Source organism: Tenacibaculum halocynthiae, assembly GCF_964512825.1.
GTDB lineage: Bacteria > Bacteroidota > Bacteroidia > Flavobacteriales > Flavobacteriaceae > Polaribacter > Polaribacter halocynthiae.
In genome coordinates this window covers 1-21,867 of sequence record NZ_CAZELG010000028.1, presented here as the reverse complement: position 1 = coordinate 21,867, position 21,867 = coordinate 1, and the positions used below count along the sequence as shown (strand labels likewise).

10 protein-coding genes are annotated in these 21,867 nt (G+C 28.9%); 5 read left to right on the top strand and 5 right to left on the bottom strand.

Features of this window, described 5'->3' with window-relative positions; genetic code table 11:
* Positions 1-119: 119 nt before the first annotated feature.
* The 3 genes from secA (at position 120) to ACKTTQ_RS09325 (ending at position 5,566) form a co-directional block, all read left to right on the top strand.
* Positions 120-3,470, top strand: coding sequence for a preprotein translocase subunit SecA (gene secA / locus ACKTTQ_RS09335; protein WP_408049055.1), 3,351 nt, complete (start codon positions 120-122; stop codon positions 3,468-3,470).
* A 199-nt stretch (positions 3,471-3,669) separates the two neighbouring features.
* Entirely contained in the window at positions 3,670-4,548 is an 879-nt protein-coding gene (locus ACKTTQ_RS09330) for a UDP-2,3-diacylglucosamine diphosphatase (RefSeq protein ID WP_093871392.1), read from the top strand.
* Between the two features lie 7 nt (positions 4,549-4,555).
* Positions 4,556-5,566, top strand: a complete 1,011-nt coding sequence (locus ACKTTQ_RS09325; RefSeq protein WP_408049054.1) for a glycosyltransferase family protein — start codon at positions 4,556-4,558, stop codon at positions 5,564-5,566.
* Here the strand turns inward: ACKTTQ_RS09325 and ung are convergent.
* Positions 5,553-6,218: a uracil-DNA glycosylase gene (gene ung / locus ACKTTQ_RS09320; protein ID WP_408049053.1), complete on the bottom strand. Its 666-nt coding sequence runs from the start codon at positions 6,216-6,218 to the stop codon at positions 5,553-5,555. The two genes, ACKTTQ_RS09325 and ung, sit on opposite strands and share 14 nt — an antisense overlap.
* An 81-nt stretch (positions 6,219-6,299) precedes the next feature.
* Between ung and ACKTTQ_RS09315 the strand changes: the two genes are divergently transcribed.
* Positions 6,300-8,507 carry an endonuclease MutS2 gene (locus ACKTTQ_RS09315; RefSeq protein ID WP_093871395.1) on the top strand — a complete coding sequence of 736 codons (2,208 nt, stop codon included), beginning with the start codon at positions 6,300-6,302 and terminating at the stop codon, positions 8,505-8,507.
* A gap of 192 nt (positions 8,508-8,699) precedes the next feature.
* Here ACKTTQ_RS09315 and ACKTTQ_RS09310 read toward each other — a convergent pair whose 3' ends face one another.
* From ACKTTQ_RS09310 to ACKTTQ_RS09300, 3 genes are all read right to left on the bottom strand, one after another.
* Entirely contained in the window at positions 8,700-12,080 is a 3,381-nt protein-coding gene (locus ACKTTQ_RS09310; RefSeq protein WP_408049052.1) for a VIT domain-containing protein, read from the bottom strand.
* A 131-nt stretch (positions 12,081-12,211) separates the two neighbouring features.
* Positions 12,212-14,329 carry an ATP-dependent DNA helicase RecG gene (gene recG, locus ACKTTQ_RS09305; RefSeq protein ID WP_093871397.1) on the bottom strand — a complete coding sequence of 706 codons (2,118 nt, stop codon included), beginning with the start codon at positions 14,327-14,329 and terminating at the stop codon, positions 12,212-12,214.
* Positions 14,330-14,344: 15 nt separating this feature from the next.
* On the bottom strand, positions 14,345-15,148 hold the full coding sequence (locus ACKTTQ_RS09300; RefSeq protein WP_408049051.1) for an SH3 domain-containing protein: 804 nt from the start codon (positions 15,146-15,148) through the stop codon (positions 14,345-14,347).
* An 86-nt stretch (positions 15,149-15,234) separates the two neighbouring features.
* On the opposite strand from ACKTTQ_RS09300, the gene ACKTTQ_RS09295 reads away from it, so the two are divergent.
* Positions 15,235-16,446, top strand: a complete 1,212-nt coding sequence (locus ACKTTQ_RS09295) for an RsmB/NOP family class I SAM-dependent RNA methyltransferase (protein WP_093871399.1) — start codon at positions 15,235-15,237, stop codon at positions 16,444-16,446.
* Positions 16,447-16,538: 92 nt separating this feature from the next.
* On the opposite strand, the gene ACKTTQ_RS09290 is transcribed toward ACKTTQ_RS09295, so the two are convergent.
* Positions 16,539-21,867 (bottom strand): T9SS type A sorting domain-containing protein (locus tag ACKTTQ_RS09290; RefSeq protein ID WP_408049050.1); only part of this gene is annotated, 5,329 nt, incomplete at its 5' end.

The window sequence follows — 21,867 nt, the reverse complement described above, 5'->3', positions numbered from 1 at the left end:
AATAACAAAAAAGTCTCTTTTTAGAGGCTTTTTTTTTGCTTACTTTTAAGCACAAACTTAATAACTATATAAACATGTTAATTAAAATTTTTAATTAACTGTAAAACAATATTTTAAAAATGAGTATTTTAAATTCGATTATAAAAGCTTTTGTTGGAGACAAACAACAAAAAGATCTAAAATCACTACAACCCATCGTTGAAAATGTAAGAGCTTTTGAAAGCTCTCTAGGTAACTTATCTAATGACGAGCTTAGAGCAAAAACTATCGAATTTAAAGAAGCTATAAAAGAAGCTACTCAATCTTTTAACAAGCAAATTGCTACTTTAGAAGAAGAAGTTTTAACTGCTGATATTGATAGACAAGAAGAAATTTACACAGAAATTGATAAATTAAAGGATGAAGCCTATGAAGCTTCTGAAGTAGTTTTAGAAAAAATAATGCCTGAAGCTTTTGCTGTAATTAAAGAAACAGCGAAGCGTTTTACAACTAATTCTGAACTTGAAGTAACTGCAACTCCTTTTGATCGTGAGTTATCAGCTACCAGAGATCATATCGCTTTAGAAAATGACAAAGCTTTTTGGGCAAACTCTTGGGATGCTGCTGGTAAAGATGTTACATGGGATATGATTCACTATGACGTACAGTTAATTGGTGGTTCAGTATTACATAAAGGAAAGATTGCTGAAATGATGACAGGAGAAGGAAAAACATTAGTTTCTACCTTGCCTGTTTACTTAAATGCATTGACTGGAAATGGGGTACATGTTGTAACAGTTAATGACTATTTAGCAAAACGTGACCGTGCTTGGATGGCTCCTATTTTTGAGTTTCATGGTTTAAGTACTGATTGTATTGATTTTCATCAACCTAATTCGGAAGCACGTAGAAAGGCTTATAATGCAGATATTACTTATGGAACCAATAATGAGTTTGGTTTTGACTACTTACGTGATAACATGGCTAGTTCTAAAGAAGATTTAGTTCAACGAGCTCCAAACTATGCTATTATTGATGAAGTAGATTCAGTATTGATTGATGATGCTCGTACACCTTTAATTATTTCAGGAGCAGTTCCACAAGGAGATCGTCATGAATTTAATGAATTAAAACCATTAGTTTCTGATATTGTTTCTTTACAAAATAAACATTTAGTAGGTGTTTTAGCAGAAGCAAAAAAATTAATTAAAGAAGGCGATACCAAAGAAGGTGGTTTTCTTTTATTAAGAGTTTATAGAGGTTTACCAAAAAACAAAGCATTAATCAAGTTTTTATCACAAGAAGGAGTTAAACAAATTCTTCAGAAAACGGAAAACTTTTATATGCAAGACAACAATAAGCTAATGCCTGAGGTTGATGCTGAATTGTGGTTTACTATTGAAGAAAAAAATAACCAAATAGATTTAACAGATAAAGGTATTGCTCATTTATCAGATGTTACAAAAAATGATACTTTCTTTGTTTTACCAGATATTAGCGTTAAAGTAGGAGAAATTAATAATAATGACGCTACTCCTGAAGAAAAAGCAGATCAAAAAGAAGAATTATATAGAGACTTTAGTATCAAAAGTGAGCGTATTCATACGATGAATCAACTTTTAAAAGCATATACTGTTTTTGAAAAAGATGTTGAGTATGTTGTTATGGATAATAAAGTAATGATTGTTGATGAGCAAACTGGACGTATCATGGATGGTCGTAGATACTCTGATGGACTACACCAAGCTATAGAAGCTAAAGAAAATGTAAAAATTGAAGACGCGACTCAAACCTTTGCTACAGTAACTTTACAAAACTACTTTAGAATGTATCGTAAGTTATCTGGAATGACAGGTACTGCTGTTACTGAGGCTGGTGAATTTTGGGAAATTTATAAATTAGATGTTGTAGAAATTCCTACAAATAGACCAATTCAAAGAGATGACAGACAAGATTTAGTTTATAAAACTACTCGTGAAAAATATAATGCTGTTATTGATGAAGTTGTTGAATTAGTAAATCAAGGAAGGCCTGTTTTAGTAGGTACTACTTCTGTAGAAATTTCAGAGTTATTAGGAAGAATGTTACAAATGCGTAAAATTCCTCATAATATATTAAATGCAAAACTACATAAAAAGGAAGCTGATGTTGTTGCCGAAGCAGGGAATCCTGGAGTGGTAACTATAGCTACAAATATGGCAGGGCGTGGTACCGATATTAAATTATCTGATGAAGTTAAAGCTTCAGGAGGTTTAGCTATCGTAGGTACTGAGCGTCATGATTCTCGTCGTGTTGACCGTCAGTTACGTGGACGTGCTGGTCGTCAGGGAGATGTTGGGTCTTCTCAGTTTTTTGTAGCCTTAGATGATAACTTAATGCGTAAGTTTGGTTCTGAAAGAATTGCTAAAATGATGGATAGAATGGGATTAAAAGAAGGTGAAGTAATTCAGCATTCTATGATTTCAAAATCGATTGAGCGCGCTCAGAAAAAAGTTGAAGAAAATAATTTTGGGGTTCGTAAACGATTATTAGAATATGATGATGTTATGAATGCACAACGTGAGTTTATTTACAAACGTCGTCGTCATGCCCTAGATGGACAACGTTTACAAATTGATATAGCAAACATGTTATATGACACTTGTGATTCTGTTGTTAAGCAAAATAAACCTACTAAAAATTTCCAAAACTTTGAATTTGAATTAATTCGTTTTTCTTCAATGACTTCTCCTGTTTCAGAAGAAGAGTTTAATACTTTATCTGAAGAAGAATTAACTGATAAGTTATATAAAATAGTTTCAGAAAATTATAAAAATGATACTCAAAGAAACGCATCACAAGCATTCCCAGTAATTAAGAATGTTTTTGAAAATGAGGGTGATCGTTATGAACGTATTGTTGTTCCTTTTACAGACGGAAGTAAAACATTACAAGTAGTAACTAACTTGAAAGAAGCTTATGAGTCAGAAGGGAAATCATTAGTTAATGATTTTGAAAAAAATATTACCCTTGCTATTATTGATGAGAACTGGAAAGATCATTTACGTAAAATGGATGAATTAAAGCATACAGTTCAAAATGCAACTTATGAGCAAAAAGATCCTTTATTAATTTATAAGTTTGAAGCTTTTGAACTTTTCCAAGTTACTATAGACAAAGTAAACAAAGAAGTATTATCGTTCTTATTTAAAGGAAGACTTCCTTCTGAAAATGAATCTCAAATTTCAGAAGCACGTGAACAACAACGTGAAAAACTAGATTTACGTAAAGACGAAGTACAAAATTCAACACAACAAGAAATTAGTAATGCTCGTAACAATCAAACTCAAGAACAACAAGTTGTTGAAACAATTGTAAGAGATCAGCCTAAAATTGGACGTAACGAACGTGTTATTATCAAAAATGTAATGACAGGTGAAGAGAAAGAGGTAAAATTTAAACAAGCTATTCCTTTATTAGATCAAGGAACTTGGGTATTGTATAATAAATAATACTTATTAAAATATTCACAAGTAAAAGCTCGGTTATACCGAGCTTTTACTTTTTCCTAACAATCTACTTACAAAAAAGTAATCTTTTAATTACCAACACTTCACAATTTACTATCAGTAAGAAAACATAGAAAAAGTAGTTTTGAATTAAGATAAAGTATTATTAATAATTGCTTTATACGTTCAATATACTTTTAATATGAAGAAAAATAAAAAACGTAAACTAGATATTGTAGTTATTTCTGATGTTCATTTAGGTACTTTTGGTTGTAGAGCTACTGAATTAAATAACTACCTTAAAACAATAAACCCTAAAACAATTATTTTAAATGGGGATATTATTGATATCTGGCAATTTAACAAACGTTATTTTCCTAAACCTCATATGAAGGTTATTAAACAATTAATGTCTTTTATTACCTCAGGTACTAAAGTGTATTACATAACAGGTAACCATGATGAAATGTTACGAAAATTTAAAGGTTTTCGTCTAGGTAGTTTCGAAATCGTAAATAAAGTAATATTAGATATAGATGGTAAAAAAGGGTGGTTTTTTCATGGAGATGTATTTGATGTAACAATGCAGCATTCTAAATGGCTTGCTAAATTAGGAGGAATTGGATACGATACACTAATAATGATAAACACTGCTGTGAACTGGATTAGTGAAAAACTTGGTTACGGAAAACTTTCTTTTTCCAAAAAAATTAAAAATAGTGTAAAAAGTGCTGTAAAGTTTATTAATAATTTTGAAACTATTGCCTCTGATATTGCTATTGAAGAAAGCTATGACTATGTAGTTTGTGGACATATTCATCAACCAGAAATAAAAGAGATTGAGAATAATAATGGTAAAACATTATACTTAAATTCTGGTGATTGGATAGAAAATTTAACTGCTTTAGAATACCATGATAAAAAATGGAATTTATATGAATATGAAAAAGATGAAACAGCCAAAAGTATTCATCTTAATTATAAAATAAAAGACCTTGAGTTAATTGAAACTGAAAATGATAATACAAAACTCTTTGAAGAGCTTTTAATTGAATTTAACCTTAATAAAAACGTAAAATAAATACCATATGAGAATATTATACGCAATACAAGGAACAGGAAACGGTCATGCAAGCAGAGCTATTGAAATTATTCCATTTTTACAACGAAAAGCAACTGTTGATGTTTTAATAAGTGGGTATCAATGTGAATTAAAATTCCCTTTTGATATAAAATATAAATTATATGGGTTAAGTTTCATTTTTGGAAAAAAAGGAGGAATAGATGTTTGGAAAACACTACAAAAAATAAAGCTTAAAAAGCTATATACTGAAATACAATCAATTCCTGTTCAAAATTATGATCTTATAATAAACGACTTTGAACCTATAACTGCATGGGCTGCAAAATTAAAAAATGTTCCTATTATTTCTTTAAGTCACCAAAACGCTGTTTTAGATGACAAAGCCCCAAAATACGGAACTTATAAGTTTGAGCGTTTAATTTTAAAATATTATGCTCCAGCTAACGTAAAATTCGGGTTTCATTTTAAACCATATTCTTCTGCCACCTTCTCTCCTATCATTAGAAAAGATATTAGATATAGAAATAGTACAAATAAAGGACATTATACTGTATACTTACCCGCATATAGTGACAAGAAAATAATTAAAGTTTTATCTGAATTTAAAAATGTTAAATGGGAAGTATTCTCTAAACATACTGATACCCATAAATACAAAAACAATATAGCAATTAAACCTATTAATGGTAATGACTTTATAAAAAGTATAGCATCTTCTGCAGGAGTATTATGTGGAGCTGGTTTTGAAACACCAGCAGAAGCTTTATATTTAAGAAAAAAACTTTTGGTAATACCTATGAAAAATCAATATGAACAGCAATGCAACGCTCTAAGTTTACAAGAAATAGGTGTTACGGTACTTAAAAAATTTAATAAAAATCAATATTCAAAAATTGCAAAATGGGTAAAATCAGCAAAAATTATTGAAGTAAGTTACCCAGATATTACTGAGGATATTTTAGATGCAATAACCTTACCTTTTTACAATCAATCTATACTTCCTACCATTGTATAGTTAACATATTTTTATTTTCTAAAAATATGTTTGTCTTGGAAAAATGTTTATTTCCAAACCAATAACCTCTGTTGGCACTTAAAGGTGATGGGTGCCCTGAGGTTAATACACAATGCTTGGAAACATCTATTTTTGCTCCTTTCTTTTTTGCATAACCTCCCCATAATAAAAAAACCACATCCTCTCTATGTTCAGATATTGCAGAAATAACCGCGTCGGTAAAAAGCTCCCAACCTTGTTTTTGATGACTTCCCGCTTCTCCTTCTCTTACGGTTAATGTTGCATTCAATAAAAGCACTCCTTGTTTTGCCCATCTTGACAAATCACCAGATTCTGGATATGGGATGTTTATATCTGATTCAATTTCTTTAAAAATATTAATTAATGATGGTGGATGCTTTATATTTTCATGAACTGAAAAACACAAACCATTCGCTTGGCCTTCTCCATGATAAGGATCTTGCCCTAAAATTACCACTTTAACATCTTCAAAAGAACATGCTTCAAAAGCTTTAAAAATAGTTGAATTTTCAGGGTAGCAGATAAAAGTGTTGTATTCATTTTTTACAAATGAAATTAACTTCTTAAAATATTCTTTATCAAACTCTTCTTTCAAAACATTTTTCCAACTATCAGCTATTTTTACTTCCATTGTTTCTTATTTTTGTTCACCTAAAAATCTGAATTATCTATTTTTTGGATTTTTGTAATTAAATTTAATCAAAAATAAACATTGAAAACCGCAATAACTGACAAAACACTACAAGATTTAGAATTCAATTCTGTTCTAGAACAAGTGAGTGAGTTTTGTATTTCTGATTTAGGAAAAGAAAACGTTTTAATATCAAAACCATTTTCTCATGTAAAAAAACTTTTTTTTGAGTTAAACATGGTAAATGAGTATGTAAGTTCATTTGAAAACGAGAACCGAATACCTAATCATAGTTTTGAAAATATTACCGAACATATTAAACGATTAGCTATTGAAAATAGTTTTTTAGAAACTGAGTTTTTTTTAAAATTAGCAACTACTACAGAAACTGTAAATGAATTAAAAAAGTTTTTAAAAAAATTCACCGACTACTATCCTAAATTAGCTCAGTTAAGTGATACTGTTGAATACACAACTTTTGTTTCTGATGCTATTACAAAAATAATTACTTCTTATGGCGAAGTAGCTGATAATGCCTCACCTGCATTAAAACAAATTCGAAAAGATATAAATAATGTTAGAAGTAAAATATCAGAAAGTTTCTCTCGAGCATTAAGTAAAAATATCGCAAGTGGTTATTTAGATGATATTAAAGAAACAATAGTAGATAACCAACGTGTTTTAGCTGTTTTAGCTATGTATAGGCGAAAAGTTAAAGGAAGTTTATTAGGAGCTTCAAAATCAGGTAGTATTGTATATATAGCTCCGCAAGCAACTTTAGCATATAGTAGAGAACTACAAAATTTAATATACGAAGAGAAACAAGAGGTTGTAAAAATTTTACGCGCTCTAGCTGAAGAAATTAGACCTTACACACCTCTATTAGAGCAATATATTTCATTTTTAACACACATAGATGTTATTGGTGCAAAAGCAAAATATGCTAAAGAAATTAATGCCATTTTACCTAAAATAGGAAAAACTAAAAAGGTATTTTTTAAGAATGCCTATCATCCTATTTTATGGAGAAAAAATAAAGAGAAAGAAATAGAGACTATTCCTCAAACAATTGAATTAAATGAGAAGCAACAAATAATTGTTATTTCTGGACCAAATGCAGGAGGAAAAAGTATTACTCTTAAAACCATTGGATTATTACAATTAATGCTTCAAAGTGGATTATTAATTCCTGTTCATGAGCGGAGTGAAACTTGTATTTTCAGTACAATATTAACCGACATAGGAGATAATCAATCTATAGAAAACCAACTAAGTACTTATAGCTATCGATTAAAAAACATGCGCTATTTCTTACGAAAATGTAATGAAAACACATTGTTTTTGATTGACGAATTTGGTACTGGATCTGACCCAGAGTTAGGTGGTGCTTTAGCTGAAATATTTTTAGAGGAATTTTATGAGAAAAAAGCATATGGTATTATAACAACACATTATGCAAACCTAAAAGTATTAGCTAATGAATTAGATAATGTAACCAATGCTAACATGCAATTTGATGAACGTACTTTAGAGCCTCTTTATAAATTATTTATAGGTCAAGCTGGAAGTTCTTTTACCTTTGAAGTAGCTCAAAAAAATGGTATTCCTTATAGTTTAATAAATAGAGCTAAAAAACGTGTTGAAACTGAAAAAGTTCGTTTAGACAAAACAATTTCTAAACTTCAAAAAGAAAGAAATAGGCTTCAAAAGACGTCAGATACCCTTGAAAAACAAAAAACTAAAGAGTTAGAACATCTTGAAAATTTAAAAGAAAAAGACCAAAAAGTTCGTAAAAAATTAGAAGGTTTTCAAGAGCTATATGATAATAATCAACGTATGTTATCTTTAGGTCGTTCTGTTAATGAGCTTTTTAATAAATATTTTCAAACAAATAATAAAAAAGAGCTTTCTACAAATTTTTTTAAGTGGGTAATGGCTGAAAAAACTAAATACACTAAAAAAAATCCACCTAAGAAAAAAACAAAGACTGAAAAAAACCAAGAGAAAATTATTGAAAAAGAACAGAAAGAGATTATAAAAAAAGTAGAGCAAGAAGTTTTACAAAAAGTAGTTAAAGTTAGAGAAGAAAAGAAAAAAGAAGCAGAGAAAATTGCCAAAGAAAGAGCTGCTTACGTTTTTAAAATTAATGATAGAGTTCGATTAATTGATGGAAATTCTGTTGGTAGTATTGATAAAATTGAAAAAAATACTGTTTTTATTAATTATGGAATATTTACCACTAAGGCCACTATTAGCCAATTAGAATTAGTTGAACGCGCAAAAAAATAAATTAAACTTCAAATTTTTATTAGGGTATTTTATTATTTGATTGTTTTATAGCTGCAAAATAATATTCTCTGAAAAATGAAGGGGTCAGAAAATATTTAAATGCTTAAATTGTTTGGTTAAGCCTCTCGTGTATTTGAGAGGCTTTTGTTTTTTATATTAAATTAAAGCTTCTTTAATATTTTCTAAATTTATTTAGTTAAAAATCACTTCTCCTAAATCTAAAATTTCTTTAACATTTGTAAGCCTTACTAAACGTTGTTTTTTTACTTCATTTTTACTTCCATAAAACTTATACATTGTTATTTTAAGAAAAGTAGGTCCAGATATTTTTTCTTGACCAGTTGAATAATACTTAATTTTAATTTTATATTTCCCCTTTAGCCCTTTTTTTAATATGAATTGTTCTGGTCCAAAACCATCAGTCATATCGTTTGACATTAATCCTCCTATTTTCGTTTTTTTATGTTTATAATAGCACTTTTCTCCATTTGGATCAATAACCCATAAATCAATATCTGTATCATTATGATTCCAATCAATTAATACTCTTATGTCTGTATTTATTTTTTTTAAAACTCTTTTATCTAAATGAGATGTTACTAATTTATCATTATACAAGTTAATCATTCTATTTAACTCATTTAAAGTTATCGTTTCAATTCCTGAAAAGCGTCTATTTTCATCCTTACTTAACAATTCTCCATTAACTATTTTATATAATAAATCAACAGATTTTTGATACTCTCCAACATATTCATATACTAATGCTAAATCTCTATACGATTGAATATCTTCTGGTCTTAACTTTAAAATTTCTTTATAAATAAAAGCTGCATACTCATATAACTTATATTCTTCAAATTTATAAGCTAAAGCTTTTAATAACTCATAATTATCTAAATCAATTTCTGCTACGTTTGTTAAAACTTGAATAGCTAATTTCAAATTCTTACTCTTTTTAAAAAAATCCGCAACATCTATATAAAAAGAAGGAGATTTTCCATAATTTTCTCTTAACTCTAAATATTTAGTATATGCTTCTTCTATATTTTTGCACTCATCTAACAATTTTAAATAAGGCGTTTTAGGATTCCATCCTTTTAACTCAATTTTTTCTTTTACTAATTCTTCAAAATCAAGAATATCATCTGAATCGTCTTCATGTCCTTTCTTTGTAATATATACTAGAATTCCATTTTTTCCTTTCTGTCCATAAATACTTATCCCTTGATCTGATGTTAAACTATATAAAGAGTGAATCTTATCTGCATTTATACTAGGCTTTTTAATAACTTGTATACCATCAACTATATACAAAGGCTCTTTATTTTCTATATTTAAAGAATTGACACCTCTAGTATTTATTCTACCACTTTTATTTATATTAACTCCTGGCGTAACTCCATCTAAACCTTGATCAACAACACTTTCTGCTCTAATAACACTTACTGAAGCCCCTAATGCTTTTACCTCTCGTCTAGCTCCATAAGCAGTTACCACAACTTCATCTAAAACATTATCATTCTCCATTAATATATTTACTCTATTAGATACTCCTATTACTTTTTGAATAGTTTTCATACCTACAAAGCTAAAAACAAGTTCATCTCCTGTTCTAACCTTTATGGAATACTTCCCATCAAAATCAGTTTCGGTTCCCGTAGTTGTTCCTTTAACTAATACAGTAACACCCGGTAAAAGCCCAGATTCATCTCTTACAACACCTCTTGCAAAGAACTCTCCTCTTTGTAAAATCGTATCACTAATTATTTGAACAGTACGAGGAGTAATGATAGGATTCTTATTTTTTTTTATTGCTACTGTTTTAATTATTTTAATTGGTTTAAAATCTTTATCATACAATCTAAAAAGTGTATTATACTCTCTAAATAAATCATCTTTTAAATTATTTAATAGCTGTTTTTTATTGTTCACTTTTTGTGCTAATAATTCTTCATATTTTTCTTGTAGTTCACTAGGTGGTTTTATATTATGAATCACATAATCTTCTACTCTATCTAAAATAAGCATAGAAGTAAATGGACTTATTATATCATACTTCTTACTTAGTTTAAGAATTTCTTCTTTATTTTTTTCTGACTCTAATACTAAATCATTCATCTTATTTTGAGCCCATATTTTTGACACTAATTTATTTCTATTTTTCCTTTTTTTGATTTTAAATGATATTGTTTTTACAGTATCAAATCCATTACCTAAATAAATTTGTATTTTTTTATTAATGAAGTTTCCTTTGCCTGATATAAAAAATTGATTATCAACAACACTTCCTTTTTTAGGATAAAATTCAATCTCTTCACCTGCTAAGTTAGTTCCTAATATTTGTATTTTTTTTTCTAAAAACTTATTGAATGCTTGTTTTATAGATGTTTGAGATAAATTTAAATAAGCTCCTCCACTTTTTTCTGCCTTATCTTTCAATAAAATATGATTAGCTGATTCACTACTGTTTATGATATATGAATTTTTATTAAAATTGAATTTTAAAGTACTTAATGTATTTAAACCATCAGTGAATACCATGTTTATAGCACTAGTACTTTTATGCTTTGATAAAAAATTAAATGATGATGCTCCATCATAAACTGTATTTTCAAGTTTCGTTTTTAACTTATTCCAATTTCCATTAACTACCGAAAACCTTTCTTTAGCCCTGATTTCTGTATTAAATAATAATAAATCTACCTTACAATTTTTTACTTCTTTAAAATACAAATTTAGCAATGCTAATTCTCTTTTTACATTTTTATTTTTTTGAGACAATGATTTATCCCATAAAATGGTAATCTTCTTTTTTAACTTCCTACTTACTTTTTCAATATTCAAACTTTTAGTAAAATATAAATAGTTTTTATAAGTAAGTATTTTTTCTTTGTTATGATTTAATGGTATCTCTATTAATACAGGTTTTGATACCCTTTGTTTATTTCTATTTATTTTTAAAAAGAACGTGTTTTTATCTGAATCAAAAACAAATTCTTTATTAAACCCCTTTTTTAAAATTGGTTTATTTTTTTGATTTAAAACTTTTATTGATAATGAAAACTCCTCTAATTTATTTTTAAAATTAAATGGTAATTTATAATAATAAGAACCAGAGTTAACTATAAGTTTTTGCTGAAATTCAACAACTACTCTTTTATATCCTTTAGCCGGTATTGGGTAAATTCTTGCTTTATAATTGTTTCCTTTAGTTTGTTCTAATAGTGCAGGATCTATTTTAGTTCTGACTGTAGTTTCAAATGCTACTCTTGCTTTTTCTTTTTCAACAATTACTGCCTTTCTTAGTTTGTCATTTATTTCAAGGAAAAAACTAGTAACTGATTGATTTTCGCCTAAAGGAAATACAAACTCTCCCTCTAAAACTCTATTATTAGGATTGTAAAAATGCATATCAAAAGTAGTTGTTGCAATATCTCCTGTAATGATAGTTTTTACTTGTAGTTTTTTTACAGAAATATGCTTTTTTCCTATTTTAATTTTTGGAATTTCCTGTGCTTGAAGTATTACTGAAGTTAGTAATAAAAATACGTATAATAATTGTTTACTCATAGTGCTTCATTTTATTTACACTAAAAGTATTTGTATTAATTATCGTAAAAAAACAGCTATGAGTAAACTATAACTTTTTATTAGTAAACTGACTCTTTTAATTAGTTTATTGTTTTATGTTCATATAATAGCTAACTAATATTACTCCAAATACCTGTTTTCTTTTGTAATTGTGTGTAAATTTTTAATAAACCAGAATTCTTAGGTTGAGACAAAGCTGGGTCTTCTTGTAATAAATTAATAGCTGTTTGACGAGCTTTATATAGTATAGGAGAATCTTTTATCACGTCTGCTATTTTAAGGTTTAACACACCACTTTGTTGAGTTCCCATTATATTTCCAGGACCTCGAAGTTTTAAATCTACTTCTGCTATTTTAAACCCATCAGTAGTATCTACCATTGTTTTTAAACGTGTTTTCCCGTCAGAAGATAACTTATAACTAGACAATAATATACAATAGCTTTGATCAGCTCCCCTACCTACTCTTCCTCTTAATTGATGTAACTGACTTAATCCAAATCGTTCAGCGCTCTCAATTACCATAACAGATGCATTAGGTACGTTAACACCTACTTCAATTACAGTAGTAGCTACCATAATTTGTGTTTCACCATTTACAAAACGATTCATTTCATAATCTTTATCAGCTGGCTTCATTTGTCCGTGAACAATACTAATTTGATATTTAGGTGAAGGGAACTCTCGTGAAATACTCTCATATCCATCCATTAAATCTTTATAATCCATAGCTTCAGATTCTTGAATTAACGGATAAACTACATATACCTGCCTTCCTTTAGTAATCTCATCTTTTAAAAACTTAAAAACTCCTAAACGATTGCTATCATACCTATGTATTGTTTTTATTTCTTTACGCCCAGGAGGTAACTCATCAATAACTGAAATATCTAAATCACCATATACAGACATTGCCAAGGTTCGAGGTATTGGAGTTGCTGTCATTACTAAAATGTGAGGAGGTACTATTTCTTCATTTTCTTCTTTTCTTCCTTTATTCCATAGCTTAGAACGCTGAGCAACTCCGAAACGATGTTGCTCATCTATAATAGCTATTCCTAAATTTTTAAACTGTACTTTATCTTCTAATATAGCATGGGTTCCTATTAAAATATGTAAACTTCCATCTTCCAATCCTGCATGAATCTCTCTTCTTTTTTTAACTTTTGAAGAACCTGTTAATAAATCAACTTTTATTGTTGTATTCTCTAAAAGCTCAACAATACCATTATAATGCTGTATAGCTAAAATTTCAGTAGGGGCCATTATAGTAGCTTGAAAACCATTATCAATAGCTAACAACATTGTTAATAAAGCTACAATAGTTTTTCCTGACCCTACATCACCTTGAAGTAACCTATTCATGTGTGCACCTGAACCTAAATCTTTTCGTATTTCTTTTAATACTTTTTTTTGTGCATTTGTTAAATCAAAAGGTAAATTATTATTATAGAAACTCGTAAAATTCTCTCCAACTTTTTCAAAAACAAATCCTTTTATTTTTGATTTTCTAATCAATTTTTTTTGTAATAATTGTAATTGAATAAAAAATAGTTCTTCAAACTTTAATCTAAATTGAGCTTTAGTTAATAGCTCTTGATTTTTAGGAAAGTGGATATTTAATAAAGCTTCTCGTTTTGCTATTAGTTGGTGCTCATTTAATAAATAAGTAGGTAATGTTTCTTCAATTGATCCAAATACTTGCTTAAATAGGTATTGGATCATATTTCCAATTACCTTATTACTTATCCCTTTATTAGTTAATTTTTCAGTTGAAGGATACACTGGCTGCATAGCCATTTGTAATTTGCTTTTATACACTTGAACTGTTTCCATTTCCGGGTGTGGCATGCTAGCAGTTCTATTATACCAATTTAGCTTACCATAAATAACATAAGGTACATTTACTTTTAAATTATCTTTAATCCATTTCGCTCCTTTAAACCAAACTAACTCCATAGAACCTGTAGCATCAGTAAATGTAGCTACTAACCTACTTCCTCTTTTTTGTTTTACATTTTTAATACCTGTTATTTTACCTACAATTTGTACTTCAGAAGAATTTTGTTGTAGTTGATTAATTGTATAAAACTGAGTTTTATCTACATAACGAAATGGAAATAAATGCAGTAAATCTCTACACGTTTTTATCCCTAATTCAGAATATAATAATTCTGCTCTTGCAACACTAACTCCTTTTATATATGTAGTAGGATGATTTAAATTCATAGAATTTAATAACGACTATTTTTTATTAGTATCAATAATTAATTCTTTTCCTTGCCAAACAAATTGTTTAGTTTCTATTGTTATTTTTTTATGTTCTGTAACTTCATCTATCATTTCTCCACGTTCACTTTTTAAAATAATTTTATCTTTTTTACCACCAAAATCAGAAGGAAAAACAACATCTTCCTTTAACCAATATAAACCACCATCTGCTACTGAAGACAATTCAATGGCTTTTATTAAGGAACTTCCTGTATTAAATAAATAATAACCTCCTCCATCAACACCACAAGCTTCTGCTAAATAATCAATATAAATCATGTTTTTTATTGATTCTACTCCTTTATTATCTGATACACTTATTGAAAAAGTAGTTGTAGCTATTCTTGTGCTATTTTCTATATAATCTTCATTTCCATTAACAACTCTTGTAAGTACAAAATAGTCATCGTTTATCTTTTTTAAAGAAATTAAATATATAGAATTTTTTATTTTTTTAATGTCTTTTGATATCAATCCTCCTAATAAAAAACCTTCTTCTCCATTACTGGTTTTTATCTTATACCAAGGCCAATCAATTCCATTATATAATTTTATTTTATTAGTCTTTTCTATAACAAATACCTCTGTACTTATTTTTAATAATGAAATTACTTTAGAGCTAGTATTGGGTTCTTCACGTAACTTAACATCATTCCCAAATAAATATACTTTTTGATTGGCTTCAAACTCCTTAGTCGGTGTAATATATACCTCTTGAGCAACCATTTGAAAAACAACACTAAAAAAAAATAATAGTATTAAATTAAATAACTTCATGCATCGATTCTTTAGCTTTTTTTACTCTTAACGAAAATACAAAAAACCAGTAAATTCAACTATCTTTGCAGTCTTAAATTCATCAAATGAGATTACATAGAAACTTAGTGTACACGGTTATTGATAGCTTACGTGACATTTTTAATGAAGAGGTTTATGCCGATAAAGCTGTTGAAAAAGCTTTGAAAAGAGATAAGCGTTGGGGGGCTCGTGATAGAAAATTCGTTGCTGAAACCATTTATGAAATTGTACGATGGAAACGATTATATGCTGAAATTGCAAATGTTAAAACTCCTTTTTCACGACCTGAATTATGGAGAATTTTTGCAGTTTGGTGTGTATTAAAAGGAATTAAATTACCTGATTGGAATCAAATAGAACCTACACCAAATAGAAGAATTAAAGGTAAATTTGATGAGCTTTCAAAAATTAGAAAATTTAGAGAAGCTATTCCTGATTGGATTGATGAAGTTTGTGTACAAGAATTAGGTGAAGAACTTTGGACGAAAGAGATTGCTGCTTTAAATAAACAAGCCCAAGTTATTTTACGTACTAATACATTAAACATTTCTAAAGAAAAATTACAAAAAGAATTAGCTTCAGAAGATATTGACACTGAATTTATAAAAGGACATGATGATGCTTTAAAGTTAGTAGAACGTGCTAATGTTTTTAAAACTGAAGCTTTCAAAAAAGGTTATTTTGAAGTACAAGATGCTTCTTCACAACTTGTAGCTGCTTATTTAGATGTTAAGCCAGGTATGAAAGTAGTTGATACTTGTGCTGGTGCAGGTGGTAAAACACTTCATTTAGCTTCTTTAATGGAAAATAAAGGGCAAATTATAGCTATGGATATTTATGAGAGTAAACTAAAAAAATTAAAAGTTCGTTCTCGAAGAAATGGTGTTCATAATATTGATACTAAAGTTATTGATTCTACTAAGGTTATAAAAAAATTACACAATAAAGCAGATAGAGTATTAATTGATGCTCCATGCTCTGGACTTGGTGTGATAAGAAGAAACCCTGATAGTAAGTGGAAATTACAACCTGAGTTTTTAACTAAAATAAGAAAAACACAACAAGAAGTATTACAGCAATACTCTAAAATGGTAAAACCTGGAGGTAAACTTGTTTATGCAACATGTTCTATACTACCTTCTGAAAACCAAGAACAGGTTAACACTTTTTTAGCTTCTGAAGCAGGAGCAGAATTTTCTTTTGTTAAGGATAATAAAGTATTGGCTCATCTTTCTGGTTTTGATGGTTTCTATATGGCTTTACTAGAAAAGAAATAGTCTGTTTAAGTAAAAAAATAAATCTAATTAAAAACCCCTTTTGAAAAATCTCAAAAGGGGTTTTTAATTATGAATAAAATATAACTAGGTTATTATTTAATTATTATTTTCTTTACTAACCTTTCTTTATCAGATTCTATTAAAACTACATATATTCCAGTTACTAAAGTTAAATCATAATCAATTGTATATTCAGACTTACCATCAAGCTTTTTAGCACTGATTAGATTATTCTTATACATACCGAAAATCCTTACATTAACTTTATTTTCTTTTTTAAGTTTTACATCTAACTTAAACTTTCCATTTGATGGATTAGGATAAACTACAAAGTCTTTTATCATAGGTTGACTTCCTGTACTATCTTTTACATCTTTATCCGTATCGTTTTCTATAACATAAATAGTTTTTGTAATATATTCTTCACATTCTCCTATCCTTGTTACAAGTGTTATTTCGTACTCACCAACCTTATCAAAAAGAACTTCTACATAACTACCTGATTCGTCTATAATTTGTCCTTCATTAGGTACAATCCAAATAGACTCTTCAGGCTCAGGAGAGCTTACATTAACAGCAATAAAGCTTTCATTAACAAAAACTTGTGTAGAAACAATAAAGTTAGCTGAAATTTCTGTATTTGTAGTTTTTACAATTATTTCATCAGTTACTGAACAACCTTTCTTATCTGTTGAAATTACTTTATAGGTTCCCGATTCATTTACTTCAACCATTGAATCTGTACTTGTAAACCCATTACTTGAAGTCCATGAGTAATTTACACCATCTTTAATACTTCCGTCTAAAATAATTTTTTGTCCTTTACATAAAGTAACATCCTTTCCTAAATCTAATTTAATTTTCTCTGGACTTGTTATTTTAAAAGATTCAGTAATACTACATCCCTTATTATCGGTTATTATAACACTGTAGGTTCCTTCAATTAAGTTATTTAATGTATTAGAAACACTTCCATTACTCCATTTATAACTATAAGGCATAGCTCCTCCAGCTACTTCAAGTTTAATTTCCCCATCATTACCTTGATAACAAGTTGGGTTAATTAAACTGTAATCATCTAATTTTAAAGGTTCAGGTAAAACTATAGTTATATTATTTGAAACTTTACATCCATTAACATCAACTACTGTTAACTTATATGCCCCAGTTTTTATATCTTTTAAATTTGATGTATTATCACCAGTACTCCATAAATAAGTGTAGGGTGCGGTTCCTCCACTTATTGTACTTTTAACTTCCCAATCATTTCCTATTCCACAGTTTACATAATCAGAAGTTAATTTTAATTCAAGTATTGATGGTTCTTTTAATTCATACTTCGAACTAGTAACTATATTATTATTCGCATCTGTTATAATAACATAATAAGTACCTCCCGATAAATTACTTAAAGTAGAAGTTGTTCCTATTACAGTAGCATTTCCATCTTTATACCATTGATAAGTATAATTTTTGACTCCTCCATTTACTACTGCCTCTATTTCTCCATTTGAAGATCCATTACAGCTTATTATTGAATTACGTTTTATACTAACTTCTAGTTTTTCAGGCTCAGATAATTCAAAAGTCTTTTCTGTACTACATCCCTTTGAATCTTTAACCTTTAATTCATACGTACCTTTCTGTAAGTTTTCTAAATGTAAATTAGATGGTAAACTTATTCCATTACTAGCTACCCAAGTATACGTATAAGGCGCTGTTCCTCCTTTTATTGAAGTTTCAATATGACCATTTGATAATCCAAAACCTGTTGGATTTGCTAATGATAACTCAGTTATCTCTAAGTTCAATGGAGCTATTAACTTTACCTCTTTTGTAATTTTGCATCCATTTACATCTACTACTGTTAACGCATATGATCCTGCTTTAACATTCGTTAAATTTGATGAATTATCACCTGTATTCCACAAATAAGTATATGGTGCAGTTCCTCCCAATACTGTAGTTTTAATTTCCCAATCATTACCTGTTCCACAATTTACATAGTCAGCATTTAAGGCTAGTATTAAAATTGACGGTTCAATTAACTCGTATTTCGAACTTGTAACAGTATTGTTATTAGCGTCTGTTATAATAACATAATAAGTACCTCCTGATAAATTACTTAAAGTTGAAGTTGTTCCTTGTAATAAAGGAGTCACTTCTTTATACCATTCATAAGTATAACCTTGAACCCCTCCATTTACAATAGCCTGTAATTCTCCATTTGAAAAACCATTGCAACTTATAACTGAATTACGTTTTATACTAACTTCTAGTTTTTCTGGTTCTGTTAATTTAAAAGTCTTTTCTGTACTACACCCTTTTGAATCTTTAACCTTTAATGTATACCTACCTTTCTGTAAGTTTTCTATTCGTAAATTAGATGGTAAACTTACGCCTGAACTAGTTACCCACGAATACGTATATGGTGCGGTTCCTCCTTTTATTGAAGTTTCAATATGACCATTTGATAATCCAAAACCTGTTGGGTTTGCTAATGATAACTCGATTATCTCTAAGCTCAATGGAGCGACTAACTCTACCTCTTTTGTTATTTTACATCCATTTACATCTACTACTGTTAACGTATATGATCCTGCTTTAACGTTCGTTAAATTAGATGAATTATCACCTGTATTCCACAAATAAATATATGGTGCGGTTCCTCCTGTTACTGTACTTTTAACTTCCCAATCATTACCTGTTCCACAGCTAACATAACCTGAAGCTAACCCTAGAGTTAATATTGATGGTTCTGTTAATTCATACTTAGAACTAGTAACAGTATTGTTATTAGCATCAATTATAATAACATAATAAATACCTCCTGATAAATTACCTAAAACAGCTTTCGTTCCTACAACAGAAGGACTTCCTTCTTTATGCCATTTATAAGTATAACCTTTAACTCCTCCTTTTACTACTGCTTCGATTTCTCCATTTGAAGATCCATTACAGCTTATTATTGAGTTACGTTTTAAACTTACTTCTAGTTTTTCTGGCTCTATTAATTTAAAAGTCTTTTCTGTACTACATCTTTTTGAGTCTTTAACCTTTAATGTATACGTACCTTTCTTTAAGTTTTCTATACGTAAACTAGATGATAAGCTTACTCCATTACTAGCTTCCCAAGAATACGTATAAGGCGCTGTTCCTCCTTTTATTGAAGTTTCAATATGACCATTCGATAATCCAAAACCTGTTGGATTTGCTAATGATAATTCTGTTATCTCTAAATTCAATGGAGCTACTAACTCTACTTCTTTTGTTATTTTACATCCATTTACATCTACTACTGTTAACGTATATACTCCTGCTTTAAAATTCGTTAAATCTGATGTATTATCACCAGTATTCCACAAATAAGTATATGGTGCAGTTCCTCCTGTTACTGTACTTTTAATTTCCCAATCATTTCCTGTTCCACAACTAGTATAATCTGAAGTCAATTTTAGTACCAATACCAATGGTTCTGTTAATTCATACTTTGAACTTGTAACAGTATTATTATTAGCATCTGTTATAATAACATAATAAATACCTGCTGATAAATTACTTAAAACTGATTTAGTTCCTAGAACTGAAGTATTTCCTTCTTTATGCCATTTATAAGTATAATTTTTAACTCCTCCTTTTACTACTGCTTCGATTTCTCCATTTGAAGATCCATTACAGCTTATTATTGAATTACGGTTTATACTAACTTCTAGTTTTACCGGCTCTGTTAATTCAAAAGTCTTTTCTGTATTACATCCTTTTGAATCTTTAACCTTTAAGGTATATGTACCTTTTTGTAAGTTTTCTATACGTAAACTAGATGATAAACTTACTCCATTACTAGCTTCCCAAGAATACGTATAAGGCGCTGTTCCTCCTTTTATTGAAGTTTCAATATGACCATTCGATAATCCAAAACCTGTTGGATTTGCTAATGACAACTCAGTTATCTCTAATTGTAAAGGCTCAGTAATTTTAATAACAAATTCATCTTTTCCTTCAGAATTTAAAGCAAAACAATTATTACCATCCTTCAATTGGATTTTATGATTTCCTGGCTTTAAATTTTTAACTTCAGCAGTATTTGAATTTACTATTATCCAACTTGAATACCCTGTTCCTTCAAAAGCATATCTATATTTATATATATTATTACCTCCTTTAACATTAAATGTAAAACTTCCATTGTCAGCTTTATTACATGACACGTTTTCACTTAAAAAGTCTAACTCAATCTTTGTAGGCTCTTTAACTTCATAAAGAGGACTTTTTTCTTTAATTCCTGCTGCATTATCTACAATTACATAATAGGTACCAGCTACGATGTTTGTTAATTGTTTTTTATTGCCAACAATTGAATCATCTGATGCATTGTACCAAGTATATTTATTACCTCCAGCTCCTCCGATAGTTATAACATCTAAAATTGCACTTTTACCATTATAACAAGTTATCTCTTGCAACTGTTCAACAGATACTAATAATTCACCTGGATTAGCTAAATTATATGTTTCTTCAACAATACATCCTTTAGAGTCTGTAACTCGAATAGTATATGTACCTTCACCTAGTAAATTGATCTCATCGTCTTTTAAACTTGAATTAGCATCTTTTATAATATCACCTTTTTCATTTTTCCATAAATAATTATACGGGCTAACTCCACCAACTATTTTAATACTAATCCTTCCGTCATTAATTAAATCTGATGTTGGTCTAAATAAATTGGTTTCTGAAATTTCATACAATTCAGGTTCATTAACTTTTATTGAATCATTAGTTATAGAACAACCATTTTTATCAGTAATCGTAACTGAGTAAACACCTTGTTTTAATCCACTTATTAATTTATTAGTATCTGTTGAATGTTTCCAACTATATGTATAAGGTGCTGTTCCTCCTTTGGCTTCAACTAAAATACTTCCTGTAGAACCTCCGTAACAATTAATATCAACAACTTCTAATTTTGAAAATTCAAGCTTTAATGGTTCACTTAAATTAATAGAAGATACTTTGGATTTGTTATTATTCTTATCCGTAACTTCTAAATTATAAACTCCAGATACCTCTTCTATAAACGTTGAAGTTGAAATTACCTTTCCTGTTGAATCTGTCCATTTATAAGCATATGGTAAAACTCCTCCAGTTACTTTTGAGCGTAACTGGCCTGTTCCTCCATTACATAAAATAGATACTTCCTCTACTTTTGCTTCTAATAATAATGGCTCTTTGATTATATGAGTGCTAGTTGACGTACAATTTCCTTTATCTGATAAAAGCAACGTATACGTTCCACCACTTATATTTAATAACTCATTTGTAGTGCTTCCTAATACTTTTCCTGTTGAATCTTTCCATTGGTAACTATAACCTGGAGTTCCTCCATTCGCTGTTATTTTTATTGATCCATTTGATAATCCA

Bases quoted from the DNA above. Each gene is read 5' to 3' on its own strand.
- secA (WP_408049055.1), top strand. From the start codon at position 120: ATGAGTATTTTAAATTCGATTATAAAAGCTTTTGTTGGAGACAAACAA.
- ACKTTQ_RS09330 (WP_093871392.1), top strand. From the start codon at position 3,670: ATGAAGAAAAATAAAAAACGTAAACTAGATATTGTAGTTATTTCTGAT.
- ACKTTQ_RS09325 (WP_408049054.1), top strand. From the start codon at position 4,556: ATGAGAATATTATACGCAATACAAGGAACAGGAAACGGTCATGCAAGC.
- ung (WP_408049053.1), bottom strand. From the start codon at position 6,218: ATGGAAGTAAAAATAGCTGATAGTTGGAAAAATGTTTTGAAAGAAGAG.
- ACKTTQ_RS09310 (WP_408049052.1), bottom strand. From the start codon at position 12,080: ATGAGTAAACAATTATTATACGTATTTTTATTACTAACTTCAGTAATA.
- recG (WP_093871397.1), bottom strand. From the start codon at position 14,329: ATGAATTTAAATCATCCTACTACATATATAAAAGGAGTTAGTGTTGCA.
- ACKTTQ_RS09300 (WP_408049051.1), bottom strand. From the start codon at position 15,148: ATGAAGTTATTTAATTTAATACTATTATTTTTTTTTAGTGTTGTTTTT.
- ACKTTQ_RS09295 (WP_093871399.1), top strand. From the start codon at position 15,235: ATGAGATTACATAGAAACTTAGTGTACACGGTTATTGATAGCTTACGT.